General features: G+C 70.6%; 12 protein-coding genes. 7 read left to right on the top strand and 5 right to left on the bottom strand.

All coding sequences use genetic code 11. From position 1 onward, the window contains the following. Positions 1-219 precede the first annotated feature (219 nt). Together ACH5AC_RS09880 and ACH5AC_RS09875 are read right to left on the bottom strand one after the other, a co-directional pair. Positions 220-2,469, bottom strand: coding sequence for an ATP-dependent RecD-like DNA helicase (locus ACH5AC_RS09880; protein WP_398861215.1), 2,250 nt, complete (start codon positions 2,467-2,469; stop codon positions 220-222). A 56-nt stretch (positions 2,470-2,525) separates the two neighbouring features. After that, the gene (locus tag ACH5AC_RS09875; RefSeq protein WP_398861214.1) at positions 2,526-2,846 is read right to left on the bottom strand and encodes a hypothetical protein; all 321 of its coding nucleotides are present in this window, start codon (positions 2,844-2,846) and stop codon (positions 2,526-2,528) included. Between the two features lie 190 nt (positions 2,847-3,036). On the opposite strand from ACH5AC_RS09875, the gene ACH5AC_RS09870 reads away from it, so the two are divergent. The 5 genes from ACH5AC_RS09870 (at position 3,037) to rbsD (ending at position 8,930) form a co-directional block, all read left to right on the top strand. After that, positions 3,037-4,095 (top strand): LacI family DNA-binding transcriptional regulator, encoded by a 1,059-nt coding sequence (locus ACH5AC_RS09870; protein WP_398861628.1) that lies wholly within the window; start codon positions 3,037-3,039, stop codon positions 4,093-4,095. After that, positions 4,092-5,612: a sugar ABC transporter ATP-binding protein gene (locus ACH5AC_RS09865; RefSeq protein WP_398861213.1), complete on the top strand. Its 1,521-nt coding sequence runs from the start codon at positions 4,092-4,094 to the stop codon at positions 5,610-5,612. Before ACH5AC_RS09870 ends, ACH5AC_RS09865 begins: the two co-directional genes overlap by 4 nt. Beyond that, positions 5,602-7,551 (top strand): substrate-binding domain-containing protein, encoded by a 1,950-nt coding sequence (locus ACH5AC_RS09860; protein ID WP_398861212.1) that lies wholly within the window; start codon positions 5,602-5,604, stop codon positions 7,549-7,551. Before ACH5AC_RS09865 ends, ACH5AC_RS09860 begins: the two co-directional genes overlap by 11 nt. Before the next feature lie 81 nt (positions 7,552-7,632). Beyond that, complete coding sequence (locus ACH5AC_RS09855; protein ID WP_398861211.1) at positions 7,633-8,541, top strand: ribokinase; 909 nt, start codon at positions 7,633-7,635, stop codon at positions 8,539-8,541. Then, entirely contained in the window at positions 8,538-8,930 is a 393-nt protein-coding gene (gene rbsD / locus ACH5AC_RS09850; RefSeq protein ID WP_398861210.1) for a D-ribose pyranase, read from the top strand. Before ACH5AC_RS09855 ends, rbsD begins: the two co-directional genes overlap by 4 nt. Positions 8,931-9,128: 198 nt before the next feature. On the opposite strand, the gene ACH5AC_RS09845 is transcribed toward rbsD, so the two are convergent. Beyond that, positions 9,129-9,434 carry a hypothetical protein gene (locus ACH5AC_RS09845; RefSeq protein ID WP_398861209.1) on the bottom strand — a complete coding sequence of 102 codons (306 nt, stop codon included), beginning with the start codon at positions 9,432-9,434 and terminating at the stop codon, positions 9,129-9,131. 278 nt (positions 9,435-9,712) lie between these two features. Between ACH5AC_RS09845 and ACH5AC_RS09840 the strand changes: the two genes are divergently transcribed. Both ACH5AC_RS09840 and ACH5AC_RS09835 read left to right on the top strand, forming a co-directional pair. Next, positions 9,713-10,537 (top strand): Scr1 family TA system antitoxin-like transcriptional regulator, encoded by an 825-nt coding sequence (locus tag ACH5AC_RS09840; RefSeq protein WP_398861208.1) that lies wholly within the window; start codon positions 9,713-9,715, stop codon positions 10,535-10,537. Further along, positions 10,524-10,748, top strand: coding sequence for a DUF397 domain-containing protein (locus ACH5AC_RS09835; RefSeq protein WP_398861207.1), 225 nt, complete (start codon positions 10,524-10,526; stop codon positions 10,746-10,748). The genes ACH5AC_RS09840 and ACH5AC_RS09835 overlap by 14 nt, the downstream gene beginning before the upstream one ends. Here the strand turns inward: ACH5AC_RS09835 and ACH5AC_RS09830 are convergent. Then, complete coding sequence (locus ACH5AC_RS09830; protein ID WP_398861206.1) at positions 10,723-11,499, bottom strand: pentapeptide repeat-containing protein; 777 nt, start codon at positions 11,497-11,499, stop codon at positions 10,723-10,725. The genes ACH5AC_RS09835 and ACH5AC_RS09830 overlap by 26 nt on opposite strands. A gap of 135 nt (positions 11,500-11,634) precedes the next feature. After that, complete coding sequence (locus ACH5AC_RS09825) at positions 11,635-12,435, bottom strand: sugar phosphate isomerase/epimerase family protein (protein ID WP_398861627.1); 801 nt, start codon at positions 12,433-12,435, stop codon at positions 11,635-11,637. Positions 12,436-12,442: the final 7 nt, after the last annotated feature.

The raw sequence follows: 12,442 nt of genomic DNA, 5'->3' as shown, positions 1-12,442 counted from the left end.
GTTGCCCTGACTGTCTCTACCTTCCCCCATTTGGCGCAGGAGAGTGCACTCGGGGTCGACCATTGGGCTTGTCGACGGCACTCAGTGCCGCCAACTTGCTCATCCTGCCGCCTCCGTTCCGCTTCCGGAAGTGGTCTGTGACCTTCACGACTCATTTGATCGATCATTTGTTACGAAGCCTCACGACGCCACTCGTGGCCCGCCCCGCGCGGCACGGGGTCAGCCGCCGGAAAGCCGGTGGTCGAGCGCGGTACAGCGGCGTCCCGCCGAGACCGTGCGGACCGCCTGCGCGATCGCCTTGCGCGAACCGACCAGGACGACCAGCTTCTTGGCGCGCGTCACGGCCGTATACAAGAGGTTTCGCTGGAGCATCATCCACGCGCCGGTGGTGACGGGGATCACCACCGCCGGATATTCACTTCCCTGCGAGCGGTGAATGGTCACCGCGTACGCGTGCGCCAGTTCGTCGAGTTCGTCGAACTCGTACGTCACCTCCTCGTCCTCGTCCGTCAGCACCGTGAGCCGCTGGTCCACCGGGTCGAGCGAGGTGACCACGCCCACGGTGCCGTTGAAGACGCCGTTCTCCCCTTTTTCATAATTGTTACGGATCTGGGTGACCTTGTCGCCGACCCGGAAGACCCGCCCGCCGAACCGCTTCTCGGGCAGGTCGGGGCGGCCCGGGGTGATGGCCTGCTGGAGCAGGCCGTTCAGGGTGCCCGCTCCGGCGGGGCCCCGGTGCATCGGCGCCAGCACCTGCACATCCCGGCGCGGGTCGAGCCCGAACCTGGCCGGGATCCGGCGGGCCGCCACATCCACGGTGAGCCGGCCGGCCTCCTCTGTGTCGTCCTCGACGAAGAGGAAGAAGTCCTTCATGCCGTCGGTCACCGGGTGCTGCCCGGCGTTGATCCGGTGCGCGTTGGTGACCACGCCGGACTGCTGAGCCTGCCGGAACACGCGCGTGAGGCGCACGGCCGGGATGGGGCTCCCCTCGGCCAGCAGGTCGCGCAGGACCTCCCCCGCGCCGACGCTGGGCAGCTGGTCCACATCCCCGACGAAGAGCAGATGGGCGCCCGGCGGCACGGCCTTGACCAGCTTGTTCGCCAGCAGCAGGTCCAGCATGGACGCCTCGTCGACGACCACCAGATCGGCGTCCAGCGGCCGGTCCCGGTCGTACGCCGCGTCGCCGCCCGGCTTCAGCTCCAGCAGCCGGTGGACGGTGGACGCCTCGGCGCCGGTCAGCTCGGCCAGCCGCTTGGCGGCGCGCCCCGTCGGGGCGGCGAGCAGCACCTTGGCCTTCTTGGCACGGGCCAGCTCCACGATCGAGCGGACGGTGAAGGACTTGCCACAGCCGGGGCCGCCGGTGAGCACGGCGACCTTCTCGCTCAGCGCCAGCTTCACCGCCGCCTCCTGCTCGGGGGCGAGCTCGGCGCCGGTGCGGGAACCCAGCCAGGCCAGCGCCTTGTCCCAGGCCACGTCCCGGAAGCCCGGCATACGGTCCTGGCCCGTGCGCAGCAGGCGCACCAGCTGGGCGGCGAGGGAGAGTTCGGCCCGGTGGAAGGGGACCAGGTAGATCGCGGTGACGGGCTCGGAGTCGCCGTCCGGGCCGGGCACCTTCTCCCGTACGACACCCGGGTCCTCGCCCTCCTCGGGGGCCTCGGCCAGTGCGGCGAGGCACTCGATGACCAGCCCCGTGTCGACGGCCAGCAGCTTCACCGCGTCGGCGATCAGCCGCTCCTCGGGCAGATAGCAGTGGCCCTGGTCGGCGGACTGCGACAGCGCGTACTGCAGGCCGGCCTTGACGCGCTCCGGGCTGTCGTGCGGAATGCCGACGGACCGGGCGATCTTGTCGGCGGTGAGGAAGCCGATGCCCCAGACGTCGGTGGCGAGCCGGTAGGGCTGGTTCTTCACGACGGAGATCGAGGCGTCGCCGTACTTCTTGTAGATCCGCACCGCGATCGAGGTGGAGACCTCGACCGTCTGGAGGAAGAGCATGACCTCCTTGATCGCCTTCTGTTCCTCCCAGGCGTCGGCGATCTTCCTGGTCCGCTTGGGGCCGAGACCCGGGACCTCGACGAGCCGCTTGGGCTCCTCCTCGATGATCCTCAGGGTGTCGGTGCCGAAGTGCTGGGTGATGCGGTCGGCGAAGACCGGCCCGATGCCCTTGACCAGGCCCGATCCCAGGTAGCGGCGGATGCCCTGGACGGTGGCCGGCAGCACGGTGGTGTAGTTCTCCACCAGGAACTGCTTGCCGTACTGCGGATGGGATCCCCAGCGGCCCTCCATCCGCAGCGACTCGCCGACCTGGGCGCCGAGCAGCGCGCCGACGACCGTGAGAAGGTCGCCGGCGCCTCGGCCGGTGTCGACGCGGGCGACTGTGTAGCCGTTGTCCTCGTTGGCGTAGGTGATTCTCTCCAGAACGCCTTCGAGCACGGCCAGTCGTCGCTCCCCGTTCGCCGTCTGCTGGGACATGATCCGACCGTACCGCCCGGCACCGACAGTCCCGTCCGGCTAGGAGCAAGGAGGCGTCACGCGGGCCCCGTCACGCAGGTGCCGACCACGTAGCCGGTGATGCCGTTCTTGGTGACCTTCACCCAGCGGTTGCTGATGATCCCGCACGCGGTGTAGGAGCCGTTGTAGTACATCTGGCAGGGCGCCGACGCGCTCTGCCCCTTGTTGAGCTGGCCGAGCGCCGTGGTGCCGGTGCTGGTTCCGGACCGGATGATCACGGTCTCCAGGGCCGTGGTCGTGCAGGTCGCCGCGGCCGCGTGGGTGCCGCCGACGACGAGCGTGGTCCCGGCCAGGGCGACGGCCGCCATGGACGCGCCGAGGATCCGGCGTGCGCGCATATCTCAGTACTCCCCTGTCGTTTGGCGCGGGCATGCCACCCGCTTGGTCGGGTGCAGTTCATCACGATCCGGTTTCGGCATGCGATCGAGGGCTTGCCCCATCCGCGTGTAATCGATTCCAATCCTCCCTACGCGTGGATGTAATCGATTCCACGTGTTCCGTACGACCCACGAGGAGGTGGAGCGGGCGATGGCGAGCATCAAGGACGTCGCCGCCGAGGCGGGTGTGTCCGTCGCGACGGTCTCACGCGTCCTGAACGACCATCCGTCGGTCAGCGAGGACGCACGCGCACGCGTGCTGGCCGCCGTCCAGACCCTGGGCTACCGCCCGAACGCCGTCGCCCGGTCGCTGCGCACCGACCAGACCCACACCCTCGGGCTGGTCATCAGCGACGTACTGAACCCCTACTTCACCGAGCTGGCCCGCTCGGTGGAGGAGGAGGCCCGCGCGCTCGGCTACAGCGTGATCATCGGCAACGCCGACGAACGGCCCGACCTCCAGGACCACCACGTACGGAACCTGCTGGACCGCCGGATCGACGGCCTGCTGGTCTCCCCCACCGACGGCGGCTCCCCGCTGATGCTGGACGCCGCGCGCGCGGGCACGCCGATGGTGTTCGTCGACCGGTGGATCCCGGGCGTGGACGTCCCGGTGGTGCGGGCCGACGGCCGCGAGGCCGTACGCGACCTCGTCGCCCATCTGCACGGGCTCGGGCACCGCCGGCTGGCGATCATCGCCGGACCGGCGGCCACCACCACCGGCAGTGAGCGCGTCGAGGCGTTCCGCGCCGCGCTCGCCGAGCACGGGCTGCCCCTCCCCGACGCCTACATCGGGCAGGGCGACTTCCAGGCCGAGAGCGGACGCCGGGTCACCGACGGGTTCCTCGACCTGCCCGAGCCGCCCGAGGTCGTGTTCGCCGCCGACAACCTGATGGCGCTGGGCGCGCTGGACGCCGTACGCGCGCGTGGGCTGCGCGTGCCCGACGACATCGCGCTGGCCGCGTTCGACGACATCCGGTGGTTCGTGCACACCGACCCGCCGATCACCGCGATCGCCCAGCCGACGGACGAACTGGGGCGGGCTGCCGTGCGGGCGCTCGTCGACCGCATCGAGGGACGGACCCCCCGGTCCGTCACCCTCCCCGCCCGTCTCGTCGTACGCCGCTCGTGCGGCGAACCGGCTCACCCCGAGCCGACCTCTGCACAGGCCCCCGCTGTGCAGTCCCCCGTTCAAAGGAGCCAGTCGTGAGCAACCCGGACGAGTTGCTGCGCATCGAGGGCATACGGAAGACCTTCCCGGGCGTGGTCGCGCTCGACGGCGTGGACTTCGATCTGCGCCGGGGCGAGGTGCACGTCCTCCTCGGTGAGAACGGCGCGGGCAAGAGCACCCTGATCAAGATGCTCTCCGGCGCCTACCGCCCCGACGCCGGGCGGATCCTGGCCGGAGGCCAGGAGGTGCGCATCCACAGCGCACAGGACTCCGAGCGCCTCGGGATCGCCACCATCTACCAGGAGTTCAACCTGGTGCCCGATCTGACGGTCGCCGAGAACATCGTCCTGGGCCGGCAGCCGCGCCGCCTCGGCATGATCGACCGGACGCGGATGGAGGCCGACGCCGCCGTCCTGCTGGAGCGGGTCGGGGTGAACGTGTCGCCCCGCGCGCGGGTGCGCGAACTCGGCATCGCGCGCCTGCAGATGGTCGAGATCGCCAAGGCGCTCAGCCTGAACGCGCGCGTGCTCATCATGGACGAGCCGACCGCCGTACTGACCTCCGAGGAGGTCGAGAAGCTCTTCGCGATCGTGCGCAGGCTGCGTGAGGACGGCGTGGGCATCGTCTTCATCACGCACCACCTGGAGGAGATCGCCGCCCTCGGCGACCGCGTCACCGTCATCCGCGACGGCAGAAGTGTCGGCCAGGTGCCCGCGTCCACGCCCGAGGACGAGCTCGTACGGCTCATGGTGGGCCGGTCGATCGAGCAGCAGTACCCGCGTGAGCGCGCCGATACGGGGGCCGCCCTGCTGTCCGTCGAGGGGCTGACGCGCGACGGTGTCTTCCACGACGTCAGCTTCGAGGTGCACGCCGGTGAGGTCGTCGGCATCGCGGGGCTCGTCGGGGCGGGTCGTACCGAGGTCGTACGGGCCGTCTTCGGGGCCGACCCCTACGACAAGGGGGCCGTCAGGGTCTCCGGCGCCCCGGTCCCCCGGCACGACGTCAACGCGGCGATGACCGCGGGCATCGGCCTCGTCCCCGAGGACCGCAAGGGCCAGGGGCTCGTCCTCGACCAGACGGTCGAGCAGAACCTCGGTCTGGTCACGATGCGCGCCGCCACGCGCGCGGGGCTCGTCGACCTGAGGGGACAGCACGAGGCCGCCGAACGGATCGCGAAGCAGCTGGGTGTGCGCATGGCCGGACTCGGCCAGCACGTACGGACGTTGTCCGGCGGCAACCAGCAGAAGGTCGTCATCGGCAAGTGGCTGCTCGCCGACACCAAGGTGCTCATCCTCGACGAGCCGACGCGCGGCATCGACGTCGGCGCCAAGGTGGAGATCTACCAGCTCATCAACGAGCTCACCGCGCAGGGCGCGGCCGTCCTGATGATCTCCAGCGATCTGCCCGAGGTGCTCGGCATGAGCGACCGGGTGCTGGTGATGGCGCAGGGCCGGATCGCGGGCGAGCTGTCCGCCGACGAGGCCACGCAGGACGCGGTCATGTCCCTGGCCGTCAGCACTTCTTCTACTGAACTGGAGGCCCGCCGTGGCCGCTGACACGCTCAAGAGCACGACGGGCGCCGGTGGCGGCGCGGCGGCGGTCCGCCGGCTGCTGCTCGACAACGGCGCGCTCACCGCGCTGATCGTCCTCGTCATCGCCATGTCGGCGCTGTCGGGCGACTTCCTGACGACGGACAACCTCCTCAACGTCGGCGTCCAGGCGGCCGTGACCGCCATCCTCGCCTTCGGCGTGACCTTCGTGATCGTCTCGGCGGGCATCGACCTGTCGGTGGGCTCGGTGGCGGCGCTCTCGGCGACCGTCCTCGCCTGGAGCGCGACCCAGCAGGGCGTGCCGGTCGCGCTGTCCGTCGTACTGGCGGTGGTCACCGGTGTCGCCTGCGGCCTGGTGAACGGTTTCCTCATCGCGTACGGCAAACTGCCGCCGTTCATCGCGACGCTCGCGATGCTGTCGGTGGGCCGCGGTCTGGCGCTGGTGATCTCCGAGGGCTCTCCGATCGCCTTCCCCGACTCGGTCTCGCACCTCGGTGACACGCTGGGCGGCTGGCTGCCGGTGCCGGTGCTGGTCATGGTCGTCATGGGGCTCGTCGCGGCCTTCGTCCTCGGCCGGACGTACATCGGCCGCTCGATGTACGCCATCGGCGGCAACGAGGAGGCCGCGCGGCTGTCCGGCCTGCGGGTGAAGAAGCAGAAGCTCGCCATCTACGCCCTGTCCAGCGTGTTCGCGGCCGCCGCGGGCGTCGTACTCGCCGCCCGGCTGTCCTCCGCGCAGCCGCAGGCCGCCGACGGCTACGAACTCGACGCGATCGCGGCCGTCGTCATCGGCGGCGCCTCGCTCGCGGGCGGCACCGGCAAGGCGTCCGGGACGCTGATCGGCGCGCTGATCCTGGCGGTGCTGCGCAACGGCCTGAACCTGCTGTCGGTGTCCGCCTTCTGGCAGCAGGTCGTCATCGGTGTGGTCATCGCGCTGGCGGTGCTGCTGGACACGGTGCGGCGCAAGGCGGGGGCCCAGGCTCCGGCGGTGAGTGCCGGTGGCGGCGGGGGCAAGCAGGCGGCGACGTACGCGCTCGCGGCCGTGGTGACGGTGGCGATCGTCGGCGCGACCTCCTTCCTGCACAGCGGCAGCTCCTCGGCGGCGAACCCGAAGATCGGTCTGTCCCTGTCGACGCTGAACAACCCGTTCTTCGTGCAGATCCGCTCCGGCGCACAGGCCGAGGCGAAGAAGCTGGGCGTGGACCTGACCGTCACCGACGCGCAGAACGACGCCTCGCAGCAGGCCAACCAGCTGCAGAACTTCACGAGTTCCGGCTTCGGGGCGATCATCGTCAACCCGGTGGACTCGGACGCGGCGGGCCCCGCGGTGCGGGCGGCCGACAAGGCGAGGATCCCGGTGATCGCGGTCGACCGCGGTGTGAACAAGGCGTCGCTCGACGCTCTGGTCGCGTCGGACAACGTGGCCGGTGGCGAGCTGGCGGCGAAGACGATCGCCGAGAAGCTGGGCGGCACCGGCAAGATCGTGATCCTCCAGGGCCAGCCCGGCACCTCGGCGGCCCGGGAGCGGGCGGAAGGTTTCGCCAAGGGGCTGAAGGCGTTCCCCGGCATCCAGGTGGTGGCCCAGCAGCCGGCCGACTTCGACCGCACCAAGGGCCTCGACGTGATGTCGAACCTGCTCCAGGCGCACCCCGACGTCCAGGGCGTCATCGCCGCCAACGACGAGATGGCGCTCGGCGCGATCAAGGCCCTGGGCTCGAAGGCCGGCAGGTCCGTCCATGTCGTCGGCTTCGACGGAACTCCGGACGGCCTCCAGGCCGTTGAACAGGGCACGCTGTACGCGTCGGTGGCCCAGCAGCCGTCCGAGCTGGGCCGGATCGCCGTGGACAACGCGCTGCGCGCCCTGCAGGGCAAGAAGGTCGAGGAGATGGTGAAGGTGCCCGTGAAGGTGGTCACGAAGGAGAACGTGGCCGGGTTCGGCGGCTGACGGTCGGTGAGCGGGCGGGCGGTCGGGTGACTGTCCGCCCGCCTGCGGCCGTCCGCCCGCGTGTGATTGGGGAGTTGTGTGATGTACGACTACGACCTGCTGGTCGTAGGGTCGGCCAACGCCGACCTCGTGATCGGTGTCGAGCGGCGGCCCGGCGCCGGGGAGACGGTCCTCGGCTCCGACCTGACGGTCCACCCGGGCGGCAAGGGCGCCAACCAGGCCGTCGCGGCGGCCCGCCTCGGCGCCCGTACGGCGCTGCTGGCCCGCGTCGGCGACGACGCGCACGGGCGGCTGCTGCTGGACTCGCAGCGGGCGGCCGGGGTCGACACGGTGGGTGTGCTGGTGGGCGGGGCGCCGACGGGCGTCGCGCTGATCACCGTCGACCCGTCCGGGGACAACAGCATCGTGGTCTCCCCGGGCGCGAACGGCCGGCTGACGCCGGAGGACGTCCGGGCGGCGGGGAGTCTGTTCCATGCCTCGCGGGTGGTGTCCGCGCAGCTGGAGATTCCGCTGGAGACGGTGGTGGAGGTGGTGCGCCGCCTGGCGCCCGGGAGCCGTTTCGTACTGAACCCCTCGCCGCCGCGCGCTGTGCCCTCCGAGGTGCTGGCGGCCTGCGACCCGCTGATCGTCAACGAGCACGAGGCGAAGGTGATCCTCGGCGAGGAGTCGTACGACGTGGCGTCCGGGCCGGAGGACTGGGCTCGGCTGCTGCTGGCGAAGGGGCCGCGGTCGGTGGTCGTGACGCTGGGGGCGGAGGGCGCGTTGGTCGCCTCCGCTGAGGGCGTGCTGCGGGTGGACCCCGTGAAGGTCGACGCGGTCGACACGACCGGCGCCGGGGACTCCTTCACGGCGGCGTTGGCCTGGCGGCTGGGCGCGGGCGCGTCCCTGACCGAGGCGGCGGCGTACGCGGCCCGGGTCGGGGCGGTCGCGGTGACCCGGGCCGGGGCGCAGGAGTCCTTCCCCACGGCGGAGGAGGTGGCGGCGCTATGAAGAAGGCGGGGATTCTCCATCGCCATCTGTCCGGCGCACTCGCCGAGTTGGGGCACGGGCACGGGGTGCTGATCTGCGACGCGGGCATGCCGATACCGGACGGGCCGCGCGTGGTCGACCTCGCCTTCCGGGCCGGGGTGCCGTCCTTCGCGGAGGTGCTGGACGGGCTGCTCGACGAGTTGGTCGTGGAGGGGGCGGTGGCGGCGACGGAGATCCGGGCGGCGAACCCCGGGGCGGCCGACCTGCTGACCGGGCGCTTCCCCGCCGAGCTGACGCTCGTTCCGCATGAGCGGTTGAAGGAGCTGTCGGCGGGGGCGCGGCTGGTCGTCCGGACCGGGGAGGCGCGGCCGTACGCGAATGTACTGCTGACGTGCGGAGTCTTCTTCTGACTCCCTGAACCGACTCCCTGAACCGCATCGAGGGGCCCGATCCATCGACCGGGCCCCTCGGGTTGTCCCCCTCCTGCCAGAACCCCCGCGATCCCCCCGGATCCCCCTCCAGAAGTCCTGACGCCAACTACGACACGGTCGAGGTGGGGAGGGTTGCAGGATTCCCGAAGTTTTTCTCCGGCTCCGGAGCGCGACGGCTCACTCCCGCTGCGGGACACGCGCCCCCCTGCTCTCCGCGACGCGCTTGACGTCGCGCAGACAGTCACAGAGCCGCCGGGTGAGGTAGCGCAGCTCCGCCGCGGTCGCGCGGGGTTCGCTGAGGAGCGCGTCGGCGTGGCCGAGGAGTTCGACCGCCATGCTGAGCTGGACGGCCTCCATTTCGTCGGCGAGGCGTGCGATGGGGCCCGTGCCGTCGGTGCTCAGGTAGCAGGGTTTGCCGTCGGGGTTGGTCCAGGGCAGTAGGCGCAGGGCGGATTCGGATTCGTGGAGGGCTTCGTCGCTCACCTGTTGCTGTCCTCTCGCGGGAAGAACAGGGAGCCCATTCCGATGCCGCGGACATCAGGGGGCGGCGACGGTGTCGTGGGGCGGTGTGTGTGCGTCGGGGAGAGGAATCTCCGAAGCGGCTGGAAGAGACGTGCGATGCGCGCGGGCATGGCGACCTGCTTTCTCACCTGCGGCGACTGCGGACTGTTGCGAATCACTCACAGAGTGGGGTCGTCGGCGACTACGCTTCTAGGGGTGAGGACTTGACATCGCAATCGTCAAGAAGGGGGGTTGGCGGCATGAGCGAAGATCGTACGCCTCGCACTGCACGGGAGAAGTTCGGAGAGGAGTTGAGGCTGCGCCGGAAGGCGGCCAAGCTCACCCAGACGGAACTGGGTCTTCGGGTGAACAGCTCGCCCACTCTGATCAGTCACTTCGAGGCAGGAAGGCGGCTGCCCCGCCTCGACGACGCCGAGCGGATCGATCAGGCGCTGGCCACGGGCGATTTCTTCGCCCGCTGGCTGCAGGAACTAAAGTCGAAGTGGGCCTCCTACTTCGCGGCCGTGGCGGAGTTGGAGCGGCGAGCGACGCTGATCCAGCAGTTCGCCATCACCCTGGTTCCCGGCCTGCTCCAGACCCCCGCCTACGCGCGGGCCGTATTCAGGGCATACCGGCCCAACTACACGACAGAGGAACTTGACAGAGAAGTTGTCATTCGTACAGGGCGTGCCCAACTTCTGGATGGGCCGTTGAACCCTGTCATCTGGACGCTCCTCGACGAGTCCGTGCTCCGACGCCCCGTCGGCGGCCCTCGGGTGATGGCAGAACAACTGCGCAAGATCGCCGATATGGCCTCAGCCGGCCGCCTGCGGCTGCATGTGCTGCCCTACAGCGCTGGGGCCCACGCGCTTCAACAGAGTTGTCTCACTCTGATGAGTTTCGAGGACTCTGCCTCCGTGGCCTATGTCGAGGGATTCCTCACCGGCAACTTGATGCGCGATGCGGCGCTGGTGGAGGAGAGTCAGTCGGCGTACCGTCTCGCGCTGAGCGACGCGTTGTCGCAGCAGGAGTCACTGGCCTTCGTCAGGGCCGCAGCGGAGGAACACGCACATGGTCAGCAGTGAGCACACGGTTTCTGACTCGTCCACGCTCACGGGTTGGTACAAGTCCAGCTACAGCGGCGGCGGCCAGAGTGACTGCCTCGAAACAGCCCGCGGCCACGCCACCGCACCCGTCCGCGACAGCAAGACCCCCACCGGCCCGGCGGTGCTCTTCTCCGCAACCGCCTGGTCAACGTTCGTCACAGCCCTCAAGGACGGCTCGCCGCTGTCCTGAGGCGCGCGGCGAGGCTCCGCGCCGATTGGAGCGAATGTTCCACCCCGCCTCCCGGAAAATCGGCGTCCACGGGGCCAACGGCCGAGACGTTCGCTCCAGTCACCCTTCGAAGGACCCCGCGAGGACCCGGATCGATGCGCCTCGGTCGTTCAGCCAGCCTTCTAGGGCGGGGCCTGTCAGCTCGCGGGGGGGTGCGGCCGTTGGTCGCGATGCGGGCGGGGCCGTAGAGGGTGCCGGTCAGGCCGGTCACGAGCGTCCTGTCGTCGAGGGTCACCTTGAAGGAGGTCTCCTGGACCGTCGCACCGGTCAGGTCGGCGGATTCGAGGTGGGCGTCGATGAGCGTGGCGCCGGTGAGGCGGGCGGCGCGGAGGGAGGCTGAGCGGGCGTCGACGTCGACGAGGTCGGCGCGGCCCAGGTTGGCGCCGTCCAGTGTGGCGTTTCGGAGCGACGCGCCGTCCAGTACGGCCTTGGCCAGGCAGGAGTGGGTCAGATCGGCGCCGTCGAGGTTCGCCTCCTCCAAGTGGGCTCGGCACAGGCAGGCGCCGGTCAGGGGGACGCCGGTCAGGATGCTTCCGCAGAAGAGACCCAGGGCGAGGTCGGCCTCGCTGAGGTCGGCTCCCGTGACGTCGAGGCCGCACAGGTCGACGGTGGTGTCCGGCCGCTCGCTCCAGGAGCGGAGTTCGGCGGCGGCCTGCGGGTCGGCGGGGAGTGTTCGGGCGGCGCGGCGCACGTCAACGGTCGTATCGCGCACCTCGATCACCCTCCCCATCCGACACGCGGCCATCATCCCTCCCCCGACAACGCGGTCCACAGTCCGGGCCGAGGGGCAAGGGGCAGGGGAGCAAGGGGGCATGCCGGCCGCATCCGGCATGCCCCCGGACTCGCGTCAGGCGGCCACGTGCGTCACGAATCTCTCCGCCGTCTCCGCCAGTACCTCCCGGCCGTCCCGGGCCCACAGGCCGTCGTTGAACAGTTCGACCTCGATGGCGCCGGTGTAGCCGGCCGCCTCGACGTGGCCGAGCCATTCGCGCATGTCGATCGAGCCGTCGCCGATCTGGCCGCGGCCGGTGAGGACGCCCTCGGGCAACGGGGTCGTCCAGTCGGCGAGTTGGAAGGTGTGGATGCGGCCGGTCGCGCCCGCGCGGGCGATCTGGGCGGGGGCGTTGTCGTCCCACCAGATGTGGTACGTGTCCACCGTGACGCCCACCTGGTGCGCGGGGAAGCGTTCCGCGAGGTCCAGGGCCTGGGCCAACGTCGACACCACGCAGCGGTCGGCGGCGTACATCGGGTGGAGGGGCTCGATGGCCAGCTTCACGCCGTGCTGCTCGGCGTACGGGCCCAGTTCGCCCAGCGCGTCCGCGATGCGCTCCCGCGCGCCGTGCAGGTCCTTGGAGCCGGCGGGGAGGCCGCCGGAGACCAGGACCAGGACGTCCGTGCCGAGGGCCGCGGCCTCGTCGACCGCGCGGCGGTTGTCGTCGAGGGCCTTCGCGCGCTCGTCCGGGTCGATCGCCGTGAAGAAGCCGCCCCGGCACAGGGTGGTGACCGTCAGGCCCGCGTCGCGGACCAGCTTGGCGGTCGCCTCGACGCCGTAGGACTGGACCGGTTCGCGCCACAGGCCGACGCCGGGGACGCCCAGCTCCAGGCAGGTGTCGACCAGTTCCCGCATGCCGAGCTGCTTCACGGTCATCTGGTTG

The organism is Streptomyces sp. NPDC018693 (assembly GCF_044391385.1).
GTDB lineage: Bacteria > Actinomycetota > Actinomycetes > Streptomycetales > Streptomycetaceae > Streptomyces.
This window is presented reverse-complemented; position numbering and strand designations above follow the sequence as displayed.